This window comes from Amycolatopsis sp. NPDC052450 (assembly GCF_044547565.1).
In the GTDB taxonomy this organism is placed as follows: Bacteria; Actinomycetota; Actinomycetes; order Mycobacteriales; family Pseudonocardiaceae; genus Amycolatopsis.
This window is the reverse complement of the sequence record NZ_JBIUAQ010000009.1, coordinates 269,129-292,953: the sequence shown is the minus strand read 5'-3', so window position 1 is coordinate 292,953 and position 23,825 is coordinate 269,129. Positions and strand designations below refer to the sequence as shown.

At 70.5% G+C, this 23,825-nt stretch carries 4 protein-coding genes; all 4 read right to left on the bottom strand.

Features of this window, described 5'->3' with window-relative positions; genetic code table 11:
* Window positions 1–11: 11 nt before the first annotated feature.
* On the bottom strand, window positions 12–12,038 hold the full coding sequence (locus ACIHAO_RS18340) for an amino acid adenylation domain-containing protein (protein WP_396559231.1): 12,027 nt from the start codon (window positions 12,036–12,038) through the stop codon (window positions 12–14).
* A gap of 250 nt (window positions 12,039–12,288) precedes the next feature.
* The gene (locus tag ACIHAO_RS18335; RefSeq protein ID WP_396559229.1) at window positions 12,289–15,450 is read right to left on the bottom strand and encodes an amino acid adenylation domain-containing protein; all 3,162 of its coding nucleotides are present in this window, start codon (window positions 15,448–15,450) and stop codon (window positions 12,289–12,291) included.
* Complete coding sequence (locus ACIHAO_RS18330) at window positions 15,447–21,665, bottom strand: amino acid adenylation domain-containing protein (RefSeq protein ID WP_396559227.1); 6,219 nt, start codon at window positions 21,663–21,665, stop codon at window positions 15,447–15,449. The genes ACIHAO_RS18335 and ACIHAO_RS18330 overlap by 4 nt, the downstream gene beginning before the upstream one ends.
* Window positions 21,666–21,667: 2 nt before the next feature.
* Entirely contained in the window at window positions 21,668–23,620 is a 1,953-nt protein-coding gene (locus ACIHAO_RS18325; protein WP_396559225.1) for an ABC transporter ATP-binding protein, read from the bottom strand.
* Window positions 23,621–23,825: the final 205 nt, after the last annotated feature.

Sequence of the window (23,825 nt, the reverse complement as noted above, 5' to 3'; positions counted from 1 at the left end):
GCGGTGTCTGATCACGAGAACCCGGCCTCGAGCTGGTCCAGCTGGTCGGCGGAAAGGGCGACGAGCGAGCCCCCGGCGGGTTCCGGTTCCGGGGTGGTCTCGCCTTCGGCCGGGATCTCCTTGACGAGCGTCGCCAGCCGTTCCGGTGTCTTCTCTTCGAACACCTGCCACGGGCTCAGTTCCAGCCCTTCGCGGCGGGCGCGCGCCGACAGCTGCATCGAGATGATCGAGTCGCCGCCGAGTTCGAAGAAGCTGTCGTCCGGTCCGACCTGTTCCAGGCCGAGCACTTCGGCGAACAGCCCGCACAGCCTCGCTTCCATGGCCGTGCGCGGGTTCCGTTTGGACGACAGACCGGAGAAGTCGGGTGCCTGGAGCGCCCGCGTGTCGAGCTTGCCGTTCGGGGTGAGCGGCATCTTCTCCAGCGCCACGAACGCCGCGGGCATCATGTACTCCGGCAGCCGTTCGGCGGCCAGTTCCCGCAGCGCGGTGGTCAGCGCACCGTCGTCGGTGCCGTCCGACGGCACGGCGTAGGCCACCAGCCGTTTGTCGCCCGGCCCGTCCCGGTGGACGGCGACGGCGATTTGGGCGACGCCCGGATGTTCGGCCAGCACGGTCTCGATCTCCGCCGGTTCGACCCGGTAGCCGCGTACCTTGACCTGCGCGTCGACCCGGCCGACGAAGATCAGCTCGCCGTCGGGTGCCCAGCGGAACCGGTCGCCCGAGCGGTACATGCGCTCGCCCGGCGAGAACGGGTCGGCGACGAACCGTTCCGACGTCAGCCCCGGCCGTCCCAGGTACCCGCGGGCGAGGCCGGCTCCGGCGATGTAGAGCTCGCCCGCCACTCCCGGCGGCACCGGTTGCAGGTACGCGTCGAGGATGTAGTGCTGCACGTTCCGGATCGGGCCGCCGAGCGGGACCACCTCGTGTCCCGGCGACAACGGGGCGCTCATGGTCGAGCAGATCGTCGTCTCGGTCGGGCCGTACGCGTTGATGAACCGGCGGCCAGGCGACCAGCGGTCGACCAGCGCGGGCGGGCACACTTCGCCGCCGGTCAGCACGCCGCGAAGGGTGTCCGGCAGGTCGTCCTCGACCGCCAGCACACTCGGCGACACCGTGAGATGGGTGATCCCCCACCGGCGCAGCGCGTCGCCCAACGTCACCCGGGGTGGCATGGTCTCCGCGTCGGCCAGCACCAAGGTCGCGCCGGCCAGCAAAGACATGTACAGCTCCGAAACGATGGCGTCGAAACCGATCGCGGACAACTGCAGGACCCGCGAGGACGACGTCACGCCAAGGCGTTCGATATGCGCTGTCGCCAGGTTCCCGAGCCCGGAGTGGGTGACCTGGACGCCCTTCGGCACTCCGGTCGATCCGGACGTGTAGATCACGTACGCCGCGTCGGTCGGCTTCACCGGCGGCAGCACGGTCGCCGGATCGGCGGCGGGAAGGTCGTCCAGCAGCAGGATCTCGCCGTCGAACCTCTCCGGCACGACCGCCCGGGTCGCCGCCGTGCACACCAGGACCTGCGGGGCCGAACTCGTCAGCATCAGCTCGATCCGCTCGGCCGGATAGTCCGGGTCGACCGGGACGAACGCGCCGCCCGCGAACGTCACGCCCATCGTGGTCACCACGAGTTCGGCCGAACGTTCGACCAGCACACCGACCCGGGTCTCCCGCCGGACGCCGAGCCCGACGAGCAGCCGCGCCAGGGTTTCGACCTCGCCGAGCAACTCGCCGAAGGTCAGCGTCCGCTTAGCGTCTTCGATCGCCACGGCGTCGCGAGAACGCTCCACCTGGCGGCGGAACAACACCGGCAGGGCCTCGGCGTCGAACGGCACCTCGGTCCGGTTCCACTCGTCCACCACGAGACGGCGCTGCTCCGGCCCGATCAGGGCGACCCGCCCCACCGGCACCCGCGGTTCGGTCACGACCTGGTCGAGCGCCCGGATGATCGAAGCGACGATCTCGTCGATCCGGTCCCGGTCGAACACGTCCGGCCGGTAGATGACCTCGCCGTGCACGCCGCCGCCTTCGGAAGCGCGGATGGACAGCGGATAGTGCCCGGTGTCGTCCGGGATCCCCGCCGGTCGCAGGGCGAGCACGTCGGGATCGTCGGACGGCGGGGGCGGCGGCGGGTAGTTCTCGAACACCACGATCGTGTCGAAGGCGGCGCCGGGACCGGCGAGCTGGTTGATCTCGGTCAGTCCGACGTGCTGATGCGGCATCAACGCGACCTGGCGTGCCTGCAGATCCGCGAGCATGTCGAGGAACGGCTGGGCGCCGACGAGCCGGGCGCGCACCGGCAGCATGTTCATGAACAGGCCGACCGCCGATTCGACGCCGGGGATCTCGACCGGCCGTCCGGCCACCGTGGTCCCGAAGACCACGTCGTCGCGACCGGTCAGCCGCGCGAGCAGAAGTGCCCACACCCCTTGGAAAAGCGTGTTCGTCGTGACGCCGTGCCGCCGTGTGAACTCCATCAGGCAGCCGCTGAGGTCGTCATCGAGCTCGAAGCGGACGCGGTCCGGCTCGATGGGCACGGCGATCGTGTCCGGCGAAACGACGTGGGTCGCCTCGTCGAGCCCGGCCAGCTCCGTCCGCCACGCCTCTTTCGCGGCTGCCTTGTCCTGACGGGAAAGCCAGGCGAGGTAGTCCCGGTACGACGTCGGTGCGGGAAGCGTCCGGCCGTCAGCGCCGGATTCGTACGCCGCCATCACCTCGCCGAGGAAGATCGGAAGGGACCAGCCGTCGGCCGAGATGTGATGCGACCGGAGCACCAGCCGGTGCCTGCGGTCGGTGAAACGCACCAGGTGCAGGTGCAGCAGCGGTGCCTTGGCCAGGTCGAACCGCTCGGCATGGGACTCGGCCGAGAGCCGCTCGAATTCCGCCAGCGCCTCGTCCTCGGGCAGGTGCGAAAGGTCGGTTTCCCGCCACGGCACCGGAACGTCGCGGACGACGGCCTGGACGGCGGTACCGGAGCCGAGGCGGTGGAAACCCGCCCGCAGCGCGGGATGCCGGTCGAGCAAGGTCTGCCACGACGCGCGGAACCGGGCGACGTCGAGCGGTCCGTCGAGGATGATGTCGCGGATACCCGCGTAGACGTCCGGGCCGCGCTCGTCGACCGCGTGGAACAGCAACCCTTCCTGGAGCGGGGAAAGCGGCCAGATGTCGTGCAGGCTCGGGACGAGGGCTTCGACGTCCGCCACTTCCCGCTGGGTCAGCGTGATCAGCGGGAAGTCCGACGGCGTGTGTCCTCCCGCGCCACTGTCGGCGTGGACGGCGAGGCCGGTCAGCATGTCCAGCCATGCCTGGCCGAGCGCCTCCGCGTCGGCTTCCCCGAGCAGCCGTTCCGCCCAGGTGACGGTCAGCGTGAACTCCGGCCCGGCCGCACCGTCGAGCACGACCGCGTCGATCTCGACGGCGTGCCGCAGCGGCAGGTCGTCTTCCGCCGTGCCGCCGATGGTCCCGGCCAGCTGCCAGGGTTCCGCGTCGCCGCCGGGCCGGGGCGAGAACCGCCCGAGGTAGTTGAACCCGATCTCCGGCGACGGCAGCGCCGCGAGCACCTTCCCGGTCTCGTCGTCGAGATACCGCAGGATCCCGTAGCCGAGCCCGCCGTCGGGCACCGCTCGCACGTTCTCCTTGACCTGCTTCAGCAAGCGACCAGGTGTGTCCGCCCCGGCGGTGTCCAACCTCAGCGGATGGACATCGGTGAACCAGCCGAGCGTCCGCGAAAGGTCCATGTCTTCGAGCGGCTGGCGGCCGTGGCCTTCGACGTCCACCACGACGGCGGTGCCGCCGCGCCAGCGGGTCACCGCCCCGGCGAGGGTGGCCAGCAGGACCTCGTGGACACCGCAGTGGAAGGCCGTGGTGGCCTTCTCGACGAGCACGCTCGCGCGATCCCGCGGCAAGGTCCACGACTTGCGTCCGGAGGTCGCGATGGTGTCGCGCCGGGGATCGAGTTCACCGATCCGCGCCTGCGCGCCGTCGAGGATCTCCTTCCACAGCTCCAGTTCCCCGGTCCGCGACGCCGCCTGGCCTGCCAGCGTCCGCGCCCAGCGCCGGAACGAGACGGGCGGCGGATCGAGCACCGGTTGCTCGCAGGCCGCTTGAAGATCCGCCAGCAGGACACGCCACGACACCACGTCGACCGCGAGGTGATGGGCGGCCAGCACGAGCCGTCCCACGCGACCGGGTCCCGCGTCCACCCACACCGCCTGGAGCATCACGCCCGCGACGGGGTCCAGCCGTCCGGCGGCTTCGTGAGCGTGGCGGTCCGCGATCTCGTCCAGGTCGCCGTCGCCCGCCTCGACTCGCTGAAGCAAGGTCGCCGCGTCGACGGTTCCCCGCTCGGCCACGACCAAGCCCGACTCGGTGACCCGGCTCCGCAGCAGGTCATGGGTGTCGATCACCGCACGCAGCCCGGCCGTCAGCTTCGTTTCAGTCAGGTCGCCGGGCACGCCGGCGGTCACCCACTGCGCCAGCGCGCCCCGCGCCATCGCGCCGGGGTCGCGTTCGAGCAGCGCCCGCACGACGGGCGTCCACGGCACCTCGCCGACGCCGTCGGCGACCTCTGCCTGAAGCACGCCTCGTTCGGCGACCGCCGCGATCCCCGCGGGAGTCTTCTGCTCGAAGACCTGCTTCGCCCCGAAGACGAAGTCCTCGCGCCGGGCACGGGCGGCCAACCGCATCGAAAGGATCGAGTCGCCGCCCAGTTCGAAGAAGCTGTCGTCCGCGCCGACCCGGTCCAGGCCGAGGATTTCGGCGAACAGATCGGTCAGTACCCGTTCGGCCTCGGTCCGCGGCTCGCGACCGGCCGGCTTCCCGGCGAATTCGGGCGCGGGCAGTGCGGCGCGGTCGATCTTTCCGTTGAGCGTCAACGGGAACGTGTCCAGCACCAGCACGACGGCGGGCACCATGAACTCCGGCAGCCGTTCCGCGAGCCTCGTGCGGACGGCGTCGGGTTCCAGTGCCTGTCCCGATTCCGCGGTGACGTAGGCGATCAGCCGCTTCTCGCCGGGGCGTTCTTCCCGCGCCACCACGACCGCCTGCGCGACGTCGGGCAGCGCGGTCAGCGCCGCCTCGATCTCGCCCGGTTCGACGCGGTAGCCGCGGATCTTCACCTGGGAATCGGCTCGGCCGCCGAACAGCAACTCGCCGTCGTCCGTCCAGCGCGCGAGGTCCCCGGTCCGGTACATGCGCTCACCGGCCGCGAACGGGCTCGCGACGAACCGCTGCGCGGTCGCGCTTGCGGCGCCCAGATAGCCGTGCGCCAGACCGGCACCGGCGAGGTACAGCTCGCCGGTCACGCCCGGCGCCACCGGCTGGAGGAAGGCGTCGAGCACGTACGCCTTCCGGCCGGCCAGCGGTCCGCCGATCGGCAGGACACTGCCCGTTTCGGCGCCGGGTTCGAGGACGAGCCAGGTGGCGCACAGGGTGATCTCGGTGGGGCCGTACAGCTGGCGGAAGCGGACGTCCGGGCAGGCGCGGCGCATCCGTTCGACGGAGGCGAGCGGCACCGCGTCGCCACCGGTCAGGATTTCCCGCAGACCGGTGAAGGATTCCGGTGCTTCCTCGGCCACCACACGGAAAGTCCCGGCGGTCAGGTGAAGGGTGGTGACGCCGCGTTCGACCGCTTCCCGCACCCGCTGCGCGTCGACCGCGCCCGGTTCCGCGACCACCACGGTGGCCCCGCTCACCAGCGGCACCCAGATCTCGACCAGCGACGCGTCGAAAGCGTGCGAAGCGTGCAGCAGTACGCGATCGCCGGGGCCCTGCGACCAGCCCGGGTCACCCGCCAGCGCCGCGACACTGCCATGCGGCACCGCGACACCCTTGGGCACGCCGGTCGATCCCGACGTGTACATCACGTAAGCCGTGTCGTGCACGCCGACGGAGACCGGCGGCGCCTCGTGCGACGGAACCGTGTCCATGACCACCGGCTCGACGCCCTCCGGCACCGAGCCGCGGCTCGCCGCCACGCAGATCGCCAGCTCCGCACCGGAATCGGCCAGCATCCGCTCGATCCGCTCCGCCGGATAGCCGACGTTCACCGGGACCTGCGCGGCCCCGGCCTTCCAGACCGCGAGCAGCGCGACGAGCAGATCCGCGCCGCGTTCCAGCACGACGCCGACGCGGTCACCGCGCCGCACACCCCGTGCGGCCAGGTACCCGGCCAGCCGGTCCGATTCCCGGTCCAGCCCGGCATAGGACAGCGTGCGTTCCCCATCGACGACAGCCACCGCGTCCGGAGATTTCCCGGCCGTGCGCCGGAACAACTCCGGCACCGTGGTCCCGGACGTCGCCTCGCCCGTCGCGTTCCACCGCTCCACCACGGAAACGCGCGCCGGTTCACTCGTCACGCCGAGACGGCCCACGGGAAGCGACGCCTCCGTCGACACCCGCTCCAGTACCCGCACGACCTGCCTGGCGACCTCGGCCGCCGTCCCCTCGTCGATCCGGTCGGGCCGGTAGGCCACGCGGATCTGCAGGGTCTTCCCCGGCGAGACGCTCATGGTCAGCGGATAGCCGGTGCCGGTCCTGGTCACGACCGAGCTGATCGAAACCCCGCCGTCGTCGCCGAGACCGGCGGCGTCGTGCGGATAGTTCTCGATCATCACGATGGTGTCGAAGACCGCGCCCGGCCCGGCCGCCCGCTGTACCTGCGACAGCCCCAGGTACTGGTGCTCGGTCAACGCCGACTGGCGGGTCTGCAGGTCCTGGAGCATTTCCTGCACCGGCAGGTCGCCGTCGAGACGCACGCGGACCGGGACGGTGTTGATGAACATCCCCACCATCTGTTCCACGTCCGGCACCTCCGCGGGACGCCCGGACACGACCGTCCCGAAGACGACGTCGGTCCGGCCCGCCAACCGCGACAACACCAGCGCCCACGCGCCCTGCACGATCGTGCTCAACGTCAGACCGTGACCGCGCGCGAAGCCGGTGAGGGCTCGTGTGGCCGCCTCGGGCAGCCACTCGGCGTGCTCACCCGGGACGACCATCGCCTTGTCCGCGTCGGCGTCCACCACGGTCGGTTCGTCGGCGCCGGCGAGTTCGGCCTGCCACGCCGCCCGCGTCGCCTGCTCGTCCTGGCGGCTCAGCCACGTCAGATAGTCCTTATAGGACGGTGACTTCGAGGGGCTTTGCCCGCCCGCGTACGCGATCGACACCTCGCCCAGGACGAGCGGCGTGGACCAGCCGTCGAGAAGGACGTGGTGTGACGTCAGCACGAAGCGGTGCCGCACCGGGCTGAGCTTGATCAGCATCAGCCGCAGCAGGGGAGCTTTGGTCACGTCGAACCGCCGCGCCTGGTCCTCGGCGAGCAGGCGTTCGATCTCCGCGGCCGCGTCCGTCTCCCCGACATGCGACAGATCGACCGTACGCCAAGGGATTTCGGCCTCGGCCGCGACGACCTGCACCGGCTCGCCGGAGCCCAGCTGGTGGAAACCCGTCCGCAGCGTTTCGTGCCGGGCGACCACCCGGTTCCACGCGGCCCGCAACCGGTCCGCGTCGAGCGGCCCGTCGAGGTCCAGGATCCGCTGGCTCTGGTAGACGTCGACGCCGTCATCGGCGACGGCCCGTTCGAAGAGCATGCCTTCCTGGAGCGGGGAAAGCGGCCAGATGTCCGTCAGCCCCGGCGTCGCGGCTTCCAGCTCGGTGACGTCCTGCTGCGTCACCTCGGCGAGCGCGAAGTCGGAGGGCGTGTGCCCGCCCGCGGCGGGATCGGCGGCGAGGCCGGTCAGCGCTTCCAGCCAGGCCTCGCCGAGACGTTCCACCGTGGCGGGGTCGAGATCCCGGCCGTCGATGGCGAGCCCCAGCCGGGGCCCGTCCGGCGTGTCCTGGACCTCCGCGCCGACCTCCACCGGGTGGGCCAGGATCATGTCCGGGCCACCGCCGAGCGGCCCTTCGCCCGCCGGCTGCCACGCCCGGTCCTTGGCGGAAAGGCTTGTCCTGCCGAGATAGTTGAAGCCGATCTGCGCGGACGGCAACGCGGCGAGCCTGGCTCCGGTGTCGGGGTTGAGGTAGCGCAGCAGCCCGTAGCCGAGTCCGTCACCGGGTACGGCGCGGATCTGTTCCTTGGCGGTCTTCAGCAGCTGTCCCGCGGCGACTTCGAAGCGGACCGGATGCACACTCGTGAACCAGCCCACGGTGCGCAGCAGATCCTCGCCGTCGGCGGCCTCGCGGCCGTGGCCTTCGACGTCCACCAGCAGTGCGCCGCCGGTCCCGCGCAACCGCGTCACCGCTCCGGCGAGACCCGCCAGCAGGACGTCTTGGATCCCGCAGTGGAAGGCTCCGGGCAGCCGGGTCAGCAGGTCGTTCGCCACGTCGCCGGACAGCGTCGAAGACCACGAGTGCGTCTTCCCCGGGCTCAGTTCCACGGCCGGTTCCGCGCCGTCGAGGAGAGCGATCCAGCGTTCGGTCTCGGCCACGGTGCGCTCACTGCGGGCCTGCTCGGCCAGCCTCCGCGCCCACTGCCGGTACGACGTCGCCACCGGTTCGAGCGCCGCGTCTTCGTAGGCGGAACGGAGATCCGGCAGGATGATTCCCCACGAGACCGCGTCGACGGCCAGATGATGCGCCACCAGCGCCAACCGGCCCTGCCCGGTTTCCGGGGAGTCGATCCACACCGCGCGCAGCATGGTCCCGGCCGCCGGGTCCAGCCTGCCCGTCGCCGCCCGGACCTCGCGTTCGGCGGCCTCGTCCAGGTTCTCGGCGACCACCCGCGTCACCAAGGCGGCAGCGTCCACCGCACCCGGCTCGGGCACGATCAGCCGCCCCGATTCCACCCGTGCCCGCAGCAGATCGTGGGTGTCCAGCACGGCTTGCAGGGCTTTCACCAGCGCGTCCTGGTCGAATCCCGGCGGGGTCACGAGGACCCTGGCTTGCGCGAAGCCGGGTCGCACGGCGTTCTCACCGAGGGCGAGCATCACCGGCGTCATCGGGATCTCGCCGACCCCGCTGTCCATTGTGGAGAGTGTCGGCCGGTCTTCCTTGGCCAGCGCGGCCAACCGTTCGGGGGTCCGGTGCTCGAACACCAGCCGCGGCGTCAGGGAGATCCCTTCACGCCGGGCGCGGGCCGCCACCTGCATCGACGAGATCGAGTCACCGCCCAGCTCGAAGAAGCTGTCCTCGACGCCGACCCGCTCCAGCCCGAGCACCTCGGCGAACACTCCACAAAGGACTCGTTCGTCCTCGGTCGACGGCTCGCGGCCGGCCGCCTTCGAGGAGAAGTCCGGTTCGGGCAGCGCCTGGCGGTCCACCTTGCCGTTGACGGTCAGCGGCAGCTCGTCCAGCACCAGCATCGCGGCCGGGATCATGAACTCGGGCAGCGTGTCGGCGAGCTGTCCGCTCAGCCGCTCCGCGTCGACGTCCTGTCCTGCTTCGGCGACCACGTAGCCGATCAGGTGCTCATCACGGGCGAGCACCACGGCCTGCGCGACGCCGGGCAGCGCGGCGAGCGCCACCTCGATCTCCCCGGGCTCCACCCGGTAGCCGCGGATCTTCACCTGGTCGTCGGCGCGACCGGCGAACGCCAGCGCGCCCTCGTCCGTCCAGTACGCCAGGTCCCCTGTCCGGTACATACGCTCGCCAGGCGCGAAGGGATCGGCGACGAACCGCTCGGCCGTCAGCACCGAACGTCCCAGATATCCCTGCGCGACACCGGCTCCGGCGACGTACAGCTCGCCGGGCAGCCCCGCGGGCACCGGCCGCAGGAACGCGTCGAGGACGTAGACCCGCCGTCCCGCGAGCGGACGGCCGATCGGCAGCACCGAACCCATGTCGTCGCCGGGTTCGAGCAGCCACCACGTCGCGCACAGCGTGGCCTCGGTGGGCCCGTAGAGATGCCGCACCCGCACGTCCGGGCACGTCCGCCGCACCCGCTCCACCGCCGCGGGCGGCACCGCGTCGCCGCCGGTCAGCACCTCGCGCAGGCCCGCGACCGACTCCGGTGCTTCCTCGGCCAGCACCCGGAAACTCCCGGCCGTCAGGTGCGCGGCCGTGACCCCGGCAGCGACGTACCCGGCCAGCGCCTCACCGTCCACGACACCCGAACCGGCCAGCACCAGCCGCGCGCCCGACAGCAGCGGCACCCACATCTCGAACAGGGAGATGTCGAAAGCGTGCGAGGCGTGCATCAGCACGGCGTCGTCCGGGCCGACATCCCAGCCCGGTTCGCCGACCAGCGCCGCGACGTTGCCGTGCGACACCGCGACACCCTTCGGCGTGCCGGTCGAGCCCGACGTGTACATCACGTACGCGACATCCTGTGCCGTCGCACCGATCGACAACCGGGCCGACTCCGCGACCGCCCGGCGGGTCTCCGGATCGTCGAGGACGATCGGTGCGAGACCGCCGTCCAGCACGGCGGCCCGATGCGCTTCCGTGCACACCACCGCGGCCGGCTCCGCGTCCGCCAGCATGAACTTCACGCGTTCCGCCGGATACGCGGGATCCAGCGGTATGTACGCCGCGCCCGCCTTCCACACCGCGAGCAGCGTCGCGATCAAGTCGGGTGACCGGTCCATCACCACGGCGACCCGATCGCCGCGCCGGACTCCCTCGCCGCTCAAGTAACCCGCGAGCCGCTCGGCGCGCTCGACCAGCTCGCCGTACGACAGCGTCTCGTCACCGGCGACGACCGCGACCGCGCTTTCGTCCTGACGCGAGAACAGATCCGGCGCCAGGACGTCCGGTGTCGGCTCAGCCGAGACACCCCACTGCCCGACCCTTTCGCGCTCGGCCGCGCTCGTCACATCGATGTCGGCGACGGTGAGATCGGCCGACAGCTGACGCAGCACTCCGGTGAACCGCTCCACGATGGCGAGCGCGGCGGCCTCATCGTAAAGATCCGTCAAGTAGTCGAGTTTGACGAGCATCGACTCGCCGGGGACGGCGACCAGCGTCAGCGGATAGTGGGCGGCTTCCTGGCCCTGGTTGACGCGAATGCCGAAGGGAGCGGCGGAATCCGGTCCGCCGAGCTCGCGGGGGAAGTTCTCGAAGACGATCAAGGTGTCGAAGCTCGCGCCGGGTCCGGCCGCCTGCTGGATGTCCGCCAGCCCGACGAACTGCTCGGGAATCAGCGCCGACTGCCGTTGCTGCACCTCCGCCAGCATCTCGACGACCGGCGCCGCACCACGCAGCCGCGCGCGCACCGGGACGGTGTTGAGGAACAGCCCCACCATCCCCTCCACGCCGGGCAGATCCGGCGGGCGCGCCGAGACGACCGCGCCGAACACGACGTCGGTCCGGCCGGTCAGCTGCCCCAGCACCAGCGCCCACGCGCCCTGCACCACCGTGTTCAGCGTCAGGCCGTTACCGCGGGCCAGCTCCTCCAGCGATCGCGTGAGAGCCGGGGGAAGCTCGACCGTGACACTCTCGGGGATCCCGGGCGCACGTCCCGGATCGGCGGGCGCCACCAGCGTCTGCGCCTCCAGGTCCCCCAGTTCCTTTGTCCAGGCCGAAAGCGCCTTGGTCTTGTCCTGGCGGCTCAGCCACGCGAGATATTCGCGGTACGGCGTCACTTCCGGCAGCTCCGCCGCCGCGTACAGCGCCGACAACTCGTCGAACACGATGGGCAGCGACCAGGCGTCCATGATCGCGTGATGGCAGGTGACCACCAGGCGGTGCCTGTCGTCGCCGAGCCGGATCAACGTCAGCCGCAGCAACGGCGCCGTCGCGAGGTCGAACCGCTTCGTCCGGTCCTCCTCCGCCAGCTCCCGCACCGCTGCTGTGCGGTCATCGGAGTTTTCGACCTGGGAAAGATCGATCTCGCGCCACGGCAGTTCCACCTGCCTGGCGATGATCTGCACGGTCTCACCGGATTTACGCTGCCGGAAACAAGCCCGCAGCGAAGCGTGCCGGGCCAGCAAGGCCTCCCACGCCGCGCGGAGCCTGCCCGCGTCCACCGGACCGTCGAGCTCCAGAACCCAATGTCCAATGTAGACGTCGAGCCCTTCACCGTCGTAGACCGCGTGGAAGACCAGCCCTGCCTGCAACGGCGACAGCGGCCAGATGTCCTCGATCCGCGACTGAGCCATCAATATCTCCCTCGATCAGCGAAGTTCTTCGGCGAACCAAGCTCGGGTTCCCCTGCGCGAAGCCGAGGCGCCGACGTCGAATGCGGCCTGTCCCCCCGCAGAATCGTCACCCGAAGGGTCCGCGCGAACAACATGTCCAACGGGCGCGTTTTCGGGCCAAATGCGTGCGCCCAATGTGGCATTGGGGACATTGAGCGTCCCCAATGCCACATTGGGCGCACTGGGCCGGACCAAAAAAAAGGGGGCGCACCTACACCGAGCCGAACTCCGACTCGAGTTCCTCGATTTCGTCCTGCCCCATGTCGACCAGTTCGAAGTCGGACGCGGGCTTTCGCGCCGCCGGGATCTCGTCCGGCTCCTCGCCCAGTTCGACGAACGACGCGAGCCCCGCCGGTGTCCGGTACTCGAACACCTCTTTCGCGCCGAAGGTCATCCCGTCGCGCCGGGCCCTGGCGGCCAGCTGCATCGAAACGATCGAATCCCCGCCCAGTTCGAAGAAACTGTCGTCCGCGCCGACCCGTGGCAGGCCGAGCATTTCGGCGAAGAGTTCGCACAGCAGCCGTTCGATCTCCGTGACCGGTTCCCTGCCGGCGATGTGCCCGCTGAAATCCGGATCCGGCAACGCTTTCCGCTCGACCTTGCCGTTCGCGTTCACCGGCAGCGCGGCCAGCGCCATCACCACCGACGGCACCATGTACTCCGGCAGCAGCCCGGCGATCCGGTCGCGCAGCCGCACCGGATCGGCTCCGGCGGCGGACACGATGTAGCCGATGAGTCGTCCGTCGCGGACCGCGACCACGGCCTGGTCGACGCCCGGCTGGTCCGCCAGTACCGCCTCGACCTCGCCCGGTTCCACGCGATAGCCGCGGATCTTGACCTGGGTGTCGGCCCGTCCGGCGAAGACCAGTTCGCCCTCGTCGTTCCAGTACGCCAGGTCTCCGGTGCGGTACATCCGTTCGCCGGGGGTGAAGGGATCGGCGACGAATCGTTCGGCCGTCAGCGCGGTGCGGCCGAGGTATCCGTGCGCCACCCCGGCGCCCGCGATGTACAGGTCGCCCGCGACGCCCGGCGGCAGCGGCCGCAGGAAGACGTCGAGTACGTACAGCCGCCGTCCCGGATGTGGTTTGCCGATCGGCAGCGTCGACCCCAGCTCGTCACCCGGCTGGATGACCTTCCACGACGCGCAGAAGGTGGTTTCCGTCGGGCCGTACGTGTGCAGGACCCGCAGGTCCGGACACGCCTGCCGCACCCGTTCGACCGCGCCGAGCGGCACCACGTCCCCGCCCGTCTGGAAGTACCGCAACCCCGCGAAGCAATCGGGTTTCTCCTGTACCAGCGCGCGGAACTGCCCGGCGGTGAAGTTCACCGAGGTGAGCCCGTCCGCCGCGTAACCGGCGAGCCGGTCCGCGTCGATCACGCCCGGTCCGGCCAGGATCACCCGCGCGCCGGCCACGAGCGGCACCCACACCTCGTACAACGCCGGGTCGAACGTGTGCGGCGCGTGCATCAGCACCGCGTCACCCGGGTGGAGGTCCCACACCCGGTAGCCCAGCAGTGCCGCGACGCCGCCGTGCGAGACGGCCACGCCCTTCGGCGTCCCGGTCGATCCGGACGTGTACATCACGTACGCGAGATCGTTCGCCCCCACGGGGACCACGGAAGCCTCGCCCTCGACCGGATCGTCCACGAGGATCCGCGGACAACCGGCGGACGTCGAGGTCGCGGCCCGGCACACCACCGCGGCGGCCGAGGAATCCTCCAGCATGAACGCGACGCGGTCCGCCGGATAGTCCGGATCGATCGGCACGTACACCGCGCCGGCCTTCCACACCGCGAGCCAGGCCGCCAGCAGTTCCGCCGACCGTTCCACCGCGACACCGACGCAGTCGCCCCGGCGCACACCACGGGCGGTCAGGACCGAAGCGAGCTTGCCGGACCATTCGTCGAGTTCCTCGAACGACCACTCCCGGTCCGCGGCCACGATCGCCGTCGCCCGCGGGGTCCGTTCCACCTGACGGCGGAACAGTTCCACGGCCGACGGCGCGTCCACCGTGTCGTCCGTTTCGTTCCAGCGCCCGACCACCAGCGCGCGGCCGGCGTCGTCCAGCACGTCCAGCCTGCCGACCGCCGTCCCCGGCTCCGCGATCATCCGCTCCAGCACCAAAGTGAGCCCGTCCAGCGCCGACTTGGCGACGGAATCGGCGACGACGTCCGCGTGATACTGCAGTTCGATCTCAAGGCTCTCGCCCGGCATGACGCCCAGCGTGATCGCGTACGGCGTCGCCTGGTTGAAGTCACGCAAAGTCAGGCTGAGCTCGGACGGCGAGCCGGTCGCCGGGTCGGCGTAGTTCTCGAACACGACGATCGTGTCGAAACCCGCCTCGCCCAGCTTCTGGATCTCCGGCAGGCCGAGATGGTGGTGCGCCATCATCTCGGACTGCCTGCCCTGCAGGTCCGTGAGCATCCCGAGCACGGACTGCCCACCGTCCAACCACACGCGCACGGGCACGGTGTTGATGAACAGCCCCACGGTCCGCTCCGCGCCCGGCAGCTCGGCGGGCCGCCCGGAGACGACCGCGCCGAACACCACGTCACGACGGCGTGCCAGCCTCGCGAGCACCAGCGACCAGGCCCCTTGGATGAGCGTGTTGAACGTCAGCCCGTGGCCGCGCGCGAAGTCGGCCAGCGCGGAGGTGAACTCCGGCGGGTGGCGGACCACTTCGCTCGCGGGCAGCCCCGGGGCCCTGCCGGGGGTTTCGGGCAGTCCGAGCGCCGATCCGTCGGCACCGTCCAGCTCCGCGCGCCACGCCGCCTTGGCGGCCTCCTTGTCCTGCTTACCCAGCCAGGCCAGGTAGTTCCCGTACGAACCCGGGGGCCGCAGCCGCGTCCCGACGCCGCCCGCCGCGTAGACCTCGAGGAGATCCGCCTCGATGATCGCCCGCGACCATCCGTCGATGAGCAGGTGATGGCTCGTGGTCACCAGGCAGTGTTTGTCCTTGCCGAGCCGGATCAGCATCAGCCGCAGCAGCGGCGGCCGCGTGAGGTCGAACCGCGTGGCGCGTTCCTTCTCCGCGATCACGCTCGCCTCGGCCAGCGCGTCTTCCTCGGAAAGATCGGACAGATCACGCTCGGCCCAGGGAAGTTTGACGTCCCGGGGAATGAGCTGGATCGTCTCGCCGTTCTTCCGCCGCTGGAAGCTCGCCCGCAGCGCCGCGTGCCTGCCGACGACGATCTCCCAGGATCTCCGGAATCGTTCCGTGTCCAGGGGTCCGTCGATGATCTGCGACTGCTGGATGAGGTGGATGTCCGGCGCCTCGTCGTCCAAGGAGGCGTGATAGAGCATTCCCGCCTGCATGGGTGAGAGCGGCCAGACTTCCGCCAGTGCCGATCCAGAAGTGGTCGAAGTGTTCACGATGCCCGGCCTTCGCTGAGTTCCGCTGCTAGTGCTTCGAAGCTCTCGATCTCGTCCTGGTCCAGTTCGAGGAGACCGAAATCGGATGCGGTGTGCCCGCCCGCCGCGGGGTCTTCCGCCTGGGAAGCCAGTCCGGACAACACATCCAGCAGTTCGCGGACGAGTCGTTCGATCGCGGCTTCGTCGAACGACTCGTCCGACCATTCGAGCATGAGGATCAGTTCCGGCCCGTCCGGCAGATCCTGGACGATCGCGTTGACGTCCAGGCCGTGCGGCACCGGGGTGTTCGCGTCCATCGAGCCGCCGATCTCGCCCGCCTGCTGCCAAGCCCGCACGTCGTTCTCGTCACCGGCGACGAACCGGCCGAGGTAGTTGAACCCGATCCGCGCCGACGGCAGCGCCGCCAGGGCCGGCTCGGTCTCGCCGTTGAGATAACGCAGCAGCCCGTAGCCGAGCCCGTCGCCGGGCACCGCGCGCGACTGTTCCTTGACCACCTTCAACAACGTCCCGGCCGACGAATCACCGGCCACCACACCGGCGAGGTCGATCCCGGAGACGTCGAGGCGCACAGGATGCGTGCTGGTGAACCAGCCGACCGTCCTGGACAGGTCCATTCCCTCGGCTGGATGACGGCCATGGCCTTCCACGTCCACGAGAACCGTGTCCCGCTCGCCCCATCGGGCCACCGCTCCCGCGAGCCCGGCGAGCAGGACCTCGTGCACCCCGCAGTGGAACACCACCGGGGCGCGCCCGGCCAGCACCGACGTCTCGGCCGAAGGCACCACCCACGACCGCGACCGCACCTTCCCCGCCGGGGCGCGCTCAGGCTGCTCCCGTTGGCCGAGGATCGCTTGCCACGCAGGGAGTTCAGCGACCCGTTCGGCGGAAACCGCCCACTCCTCCAGCAGGCCCACCCAACGGCGGAACGACACACCCACCGGCTCCAGTTCCGGTTTCCGTCCCGCCGCCGCCGCTTCGCACGCCGCTCGCAGGTCGGACGCCAGGACACGCCACGAAACCCCGTCGACGACGAGGTGGTGCGCCGCCACGACCAACCGGCCGACGCGATCATGTCCGGCGTCCAACCACACGATTTGGACGACCACGCCCGCGGCCGGATCCAGCCGTCCGACGGCTTCCCGCGCCGCTTCACCGGCGGCTTCGGCCAGCGAGCCGCCTTCGACCTTCACGCGGGTGAAGGTCCCGGCCGAGCCGCGCTCGCCGACCACCAGCCGTCCGTCGACCACCCGTGCTCGCAGCATGTCGTGCGTGTCCAGCACCGCCGCCAGGCCCGCGGACAGTGTCTCGTCCGTCAGGTCCGCGGGAGCGCCCAGCACCATCCACTGCGCGAAACGCGGAGCCGCGACACCGTCGCCGAACAACCGCATCACCGGCGTCAACGCCACTTCACCGATGCCATCGGTGGATCTGCCCGGATCCTGCTGGGGAACCAGCGCCACCAGCTGCGCGAGCCGTTCGGGCGTCCGGTGCTCGAACACCTGGCGCGGGGTCAGCGAGAGACCGTCGCGGCGCGCGCGGGAAGCGACCTGCATCGACGAGATCGAGTCCCCGCCCAGCTCGAAGAAGCTGTCCTCGACCCCGACCCGCGCCAGCCCGAGCACCTCGGCGAACACCTCGCACAGGATCCGCTCGGCGTCGGTGGCGGGCTCCCGGCCGGCCGTCTTCGACGAAAAGTCCGGCTCGGGCAACGCCTTCCGGTCGATCTTGCCGTGCGGCGTCAGCGGCAGGACGTCCAGCGCCAGCACGGCCGCGGGCACCATGTACGCGGGCATCCGCTCCGCGAGACCCTTCCGCAGCTCCTCCGGGTCGACGTCACCCGGCGACACGTAGGCGACCAACCGCCCCTCGCGAACGGTCACCGTGGCCTGCGTGACCTGAGGATGGTTGGACAGCGCGAACTCGATCTCACGCGGCTCGACGCGGAACCCGCGGATCTTGACCTGGTCGTCGGCCCGGCCGGCGGACACCAGCTCCCCCTGATCCGTCCAGTACGCCAGATCACCCGTCCGGTACATGCGCTCACCGGCGACGAACGGATCGGCGACGAAACGCTCGGACGTCAGCGCCGCGCGCCCCAGATAGCCCCGTGCCACCCCGATCCCGGCCAGGTACAGCTCACCGACGACCCCGTGCGGCAGCGGGCGCAGGAACGCGTCCAGCAGATAACCGCGGACACCGGCGATCGGCCCGCCGAACGGGATCACCTCTCCGTGCGGCGCGAGCGGCATGCTCACGGTCGCGCAGATCGTGGTCTCGGTGGGCCCGTAGGCGTTGAGCATCCGGCGGTCGGCCGACAGCCGGTCGACCAGACCCGGCGGGCAGAGTTCACCCGCAGCGGTCACCGTTTCGACCCCGTCCGGGAACACGTCGACGGTGGCCAGCACGGACGGCGGGGCCTTCACATGCGTGACGTCCCACCGTTCGAGCGTGTCGCTCAGCGAAGCCTGCGGCGGCAGATCCTCGTCCGGCGGCATCACCAGCGTCGCTCCCGAAAGCAACGCCATCATCACCTCGGAGACGATGGTGTCGAAGCCGAGCGCCGCGAACTGCAGGACACGGGACGACGGTGTCACGGCGAGGCGTTCGATATGCGCCATCGCCAGGTTGCCCAGGCCCGAGTAGGTGACGATGACGCCCTTCGGCGTTCCCGTCGACCCCGACGTGTAGATCACGTACGCCGCGTCACGCATGCCGACACGCGGCAGGACCGCGCTCGGAGCGTCCGCCAGGTCCAGTTCGTCGAGCACGACGACCCGGTCCGCGAACTCCTCCGGCACCGCTCCGCGGGTCTTTCCCTGGCACACCACCAGCATCGGATCCGCGCTGCCGAAGATCAGCTTCACGCGCTCGGCCGGGTACGCGGGGTCCACCGGGACGAAGACGCCGCCCGCCAGTGACACGCCCAGCATCCCGATCAGCCACCACGCGGACCGTCCGGCCACCAGCCCGATCCGGCGCTCCCGCCCGACCCCGGCGGCCCGCAGGACGGCGCCGAACTTCGTCGCCCGCTCCCACAGTTCCGCGTAGGTCAGATCGCCCTCGCCGTCGGAGACCGCCACGGCGTCCGGCCGTTCGGCCGCCATCCGCCCGATCAGCGACGGCAACGGCTCGCCGTCGAGCAACGCGGGTTCCCAGCGCGGCAACGGGATCTCGCCCAGATCAGTCCGCCCGACGAGAGCGGACGGATCCTCGACCACCGCGCCGAGGGCACCGACGAACCAGTCCAGCACCCCGTCGGCGACGGCTTCGTCGATCTGCCCGCGCCAATAAGCGAACTGGATCCGGAACCGCTCCCCCGGGATGACCCCGACGGTCACCGGGTAGTGGGTTCCTTCGACCGTGCCGAGATAAGTGAACTGGTCGGCGAAGTCCCGCGGATAGTTCTCGAACACCAGCAGCGTGTCGAACATCGCGCCGGGTCCGGCCGTCTTCTGGATCTCCGTCAGCCCCAGATGCTGATGCGGCATCAAGGCCACCTGACGGCGCTGGAGCGCGGCGAGCATGTCCACGACCGGTTGCCCGCCGTCCAGCGAGACCCGCACCGGGATCGTGTTCATCATGAGCCCCGGCATCGATTCGACGCCGGGGAGTTCGGCGGGACGGCAGGCGACCGTGGTGCCGAACACCACGTCGGTCCGCCGCGCGAGCCGCGCCAGCACGAGCGCCCACGCGCCCTGCACCACCGTGTTCAGCGTCAGCCCGTGGTCACGGGCGAAATCGGTCAGCCGGGTGTAGAGCTCCGGCGAAAGGTGGGTGACGCGGTAGTCGTAGGCGAGCGCGGTGTCCGACTTGGCGACCAGCGCGGGCACGTCGATGTCGGACAGTTCAGCCTGCCACGCCGCGCGGGCCGAGTCCTTGTCCTGCTTGTCCAACCAAGCCAGATAGTCGCGATACGAGGCGGCCGTCCGGTCCGGGAACCGGCCATCGGCTGTGTACGCCTCCGAGACCTCGTTGAGGATGACCGCCACCGACCAGCCGTCGGTCAGGATGTGGTGGTTGACGACCAGCAGCCGGTGCCGGTCTTCGCCGGCCCGGATCAGCACGAGCCGGAACAACGGCGCCTTGGCGAGATCGAACCGGTCCCGCTGTTCCTCGGCGGACAGCGCCTTGACGGCCTCTTCGACATCGCTCGCACCGGTCAGATCGACCTCGCGCCACGGCAGGTCGACGTGACCGGCGACGGCCTGCACCGCCTTGCCCGACGCGAGCCGGTGGAAGGTGAGCCGAAGCTCGGCGTGCCGGGCGAAGACCGCTTCCCACACCGATCGCAGCCTGGCCACGTCCAGCGGGCCGGTCAGCTCCACGATCCACTGGGTCTGATAGATGTCGGGACCCTGGTCGTCGAGGGTCGTCTGGAAGAGCAGTCCCGCCTGGAGCGGCGCCAGCGGCCAGACCTCCACGGCGTCCGGCACCGCGGCCGCCAGTTCCGCCTCGTCTTCCGGGGTCAGCTCGATCAGGGGGCCGTCCGCGGGCTTTTCGGCTTGGACGGCGCTCGCCGCGGCGGCCAGCCGCGCGGGGGTCTGCTCCCCGAAGACCTGCGCGGGCGTCACCAGCAGGCCGGCTTTGGCCGCACGGGCCGCCACGCGCACCGCGAGGATCGAGTCCCCGCCCAGTTCGAAGAAACCGTCGTCGACCCCGGCCCGGTCCGTGCCGAGCACCTCGGCGAACAGTCCACAGAGGACACGCTCCGCCTCGGTGGCGGGCTCGCGGCCGCCGGCCTTCGCGGTGAACTCGGGTGCGGGCAACGCCGCCCGGTCCACCTTGCCGTTGCCGGTCAGCGGCAGCGCGCCGACCGTCATCACCACGGCCGGGACCAGGTATTCGGGCAGCACCGCCGCGAGCCGCTCGCGAACGAGAGCCGGATCCACGTCCGCCACCACGTAACCGATCAGGCGGCCGTCGATCGGCACCACGACGGCCTCGTGGACGTCCGGCTGCGCGGTCATCGCGGCTTCGACCTCACCGGGTTCGATGCGGAACCCGCGGATCTTCACCTGGTCGTCGACGCGGCCCGCGAAGAGCAACTCACCGTCCGGTGTCCACTTCGCCAGATCGCCGGTCCGGTACATCCGCTTGCCGGGCGCGAACGGATCCGCCACGAATCGCTCCGCCGTCAGCCCCGGCCGGTCGAGATAACCGTCGGCCAGACCGGCACCGGAAAGGTAGAGGTCGCCGACCACGTCCGGCGCCACCGGCCGCAGCGTTCCGTCGAGCACCCAGGCCTCGCGGCCGGGCAGCGGACGGCCGATCGGCAGCACCGAAACCGGCTCGTCGTGTGGTTCGAGCACGTGCCACGTGGCGCACAGCGTCGTTTCCGTCGGCCCGTACAGATGCCGGATCCGCGCGCCGGGCGCGGCCTTCCGGACGCGCTCCACCGCGTGCGCGGGCACCAGGTCCCCGCCGGTCAGGATCTCGCGCAGCCCCGCGAACGACTCCGGCGCTTCCTCCGCCACCGCACGGAAACTGCCCGCGGTCAGATGCGCCCGCGTCACCCCGGCCGCGACCGCCTCCCGCAGCCGCCGCGCGTCCACGGGCCCCGGCTCGGCGATCACCACCCGGGCACCGGACACCAGCGGCACCCAGATCTCGCACAGGGACGCGTCGAAGGAATGCGGCGCGTGCATGAGCACCGCGTCGTCGGGTTCCATCCCCCAGCCGGGATTCCCCACCAGTTCCGCGACGCTGGAATGCGGGACCGCCACACCCTTCGGAGTGCCCGTCGAGCCGGACGTGTACATCACGTACGCCAGGTCTTCCGGGCCCGCCGGGACAACCGGGGCGCCGACTGTGCTTTCCGCTTCGTCCGTGACGACCAGCGACTCGGTCCCGTCCGGGACGCGATCGCGCGTCACGGCCGAGCACAGCATCAGCGACGCACCCGAATCCGCCACCATGAACGCCACGCGCGGCGCGGGATACGAAGCGTCCACCGGTACGTACGCCGCGCCCGCCTTCCAGACGGCGAGCAGCGCCACCAGCAGCTCCGCCGAGCGGTCCAGCATGACCGCGACCCGTCCGCCGAGGCCGGCGCCCCGGCCGATCAACCTCGCGGCCAGCCTGCCCGCGAGGTCGTCGAGTTCCCGGTAGGTGAGGATCCGCTCCCCGTCGGCCACGGCCACCGCGCCGGGTGCCCGGCCCACCTGCCGGGCGAAAAGGTCGAGCACCGTCGGTGCGGCCTGCGCTGCGGAACTCATCGTCATCCTCCGTAGACCACGGTGTCCAGCGGTTCCGGCTCTTCGTCGAACTCGTCTTCCTCGGGTTCCGGCTTGGCCAAGTCGTTCTCCGGCCTGGCGAACTGCGTGTGGTAGAGCTCCGAATACAGCCCGCCCTTGGCCAGCAACTCGTCATGCGTGCCGCGTTCACGAACCGTTCCGCCGTCGATCACGAGGATCTGGTCTGCCTCGCGGATCGTGGACAACCGGTGCGCGATCACCAGCGACGTCCGGCTGCGCAGCGCGGTCTTGAGCGCCCGCTGCACGGCGGCCTCCGACTCGGAGTCCAGATGCGCGGTGGCTTCGTCGAGCACGACGACCGTCGGCGCCTTCAGCAGCAGACGCGCGATGGCCAGCCGCTGCTTCTCCCCACCCGACATGCGGTAGCCGCGATCACCCGTGACGGTGTCGAAGCCGCGCGGCAGCGACTGGATCAGATCCCAGATCTGCGCGCCCTTGCAGGCTTCGATCAGCTCGTCCTCGGTGGCGTCCGGGCGGGCGTAGAGCAGGTTCTCCCGGATCGTGTCGTGGAAGAGGTACGCGTCCTGGCTGACCACGCCGACCGTGCCGCGGATCGAGTCGAAGCTCAGGTCGCGCAGATCGTGCCCGTCGAAGCGGACCGCGCCGCCGTTCGGGTCGTACAGCCGGGAAACCAGGTGCGTGATGGTGCTCTTGCCCGCACCGGACGGGCCGACGAGCGCGGTGAGGGTGCCGGCGGGGGCCTCGAAGCTGATGCCGCGCAGGACGTCCGCCGTCTTGTCCCCGTTCTCCCGCTTGGTCCGCAGGTGTTCGAGCGACGCCAGCGAGACCTCGTCCGCGGTGGGATAGCGGAACACCACGTCGTCGAACTCGATGCCCGGCGCCGCGTTCTTCTCGAGTTCCTTCGCGTCCGGGCGCTCCTGGATCAGCGGCTTGAGATCGAGCAGCTCGAAGATCCGGGAGAAGCTCACCACGACCGTCTGCGCGGTCTCCTGCAAGCCGGACAGCTGCGTGATCGGCCCGAACAGCCGTCCCAGCAGGGTGGCGATCGCGATGAGCGTCCCGAGCTGGAACGCCCCCTCGATCACGAGCCCGCCGCCGACCCCGTAGACGACCGCCGTGGCGACCGACGCCATCAGCGCCATCATGGCGAAGGACATCCGGGCCCAGATGGAGATGCTCACGCCGATCTTGCGGATCTTCCCGGCGCGGGCGCGGTAATCGGCCATCTCTTCGTCCGGGCGGCCGAAGAGCTTGGAGAGCATCGCGCCCTGGACGTTGAACCGCTCGTGGAGCAGCCCGCCGAGGCCGGCGTTCGTCTCCATCAGCGTCCCGGTGCGCCGCTGGATGATCCGCCCCACCCAGATCCAGGGCACGACGAACAGCGGCACCAGCACCAGCGTCACGACGGCGACGAGCCAGGACAGGTAGAACAGCTCGGCCAGCACCAGCAGGACCGTGACCACACTGGTCGCCGCCATCAGCAGATGACCGAACGCCTGCTGCGCCATGATCAGTTCGGTGTGCAGCCTGCCGACCAGCACGCCGGTCTGCGTGCGGGTGAAGAAGGCGATCGGCAACCGGCGAACGTGATCGAGCGCCTGCACCCGGAGGTCGTAGGTGACGCCCTCGCCGATCTTCGCCGAGACGTACGCCGACATCAGCGACAACAACGCGCCCGCCACGGCCAGTCCCGCGGTGAAGACGGCCATCAAGATCACGACACCGAAGTCGTTCTTGAGGATGCCGCCGTCGATGAGTTCCTTCATCAGCAACGGAGTCGCGACGACGACGAACGCCTCCATCGCGGCGATGAGGACGAAGACCGCCACCTTGCCGACGTGCGGACGGAAGTACGCGAGGACTCTGCGCACCGTCCCGGGGCGGACCCGGTTCGACCAGGGATCGGGGTCGTCATCGCTCTTGGGCGACGCCCCGAAGCGCAACATTACTTCCATTTGGGCATCCCTCTCACAACGAAGTCGGCGAGTTCAATCGTGCTGAATCGGGTCGATGTCCACGAGGGGGCACGGGCGAACATTCTCGGCCGGACCGTCCACAAGGGACTCTTTCAGGGTGCCGGCCGTCGGCCCCGTGCTGCCGGGGCGTGTCGCGAAAGCCACTTTCGCGACGCTGGACGTCCCGAAAGTGGCTTTCGCGACT

Bases quoted from the DNA above. Each gene is read 5' to 3' on its own strand.
- ACIHAO_RS18340 (WP_396559231.1), bottom strand. From the start codon at position 12,038: ATGGCTCAGTCGCGGATCGAGGACATCTGGCCGCTGTCGCCGTTGCAG.
- ACIHAO_RS18330 (WP_396559227.1), bottom strand. From the start codon at position 21,665: ATGAGTTCCGCAGCGCAGGCCGCACCGACGGTGCTCGACCTTTTCGCC.
- ACIHAO_RS18325 (WP_396559225.1), bottom strand. From the start codon at position 23,620: ATGGAAGTAATGTTGCGCTTCGGGGCGTCGCCCAAGAGCGATGACGAC.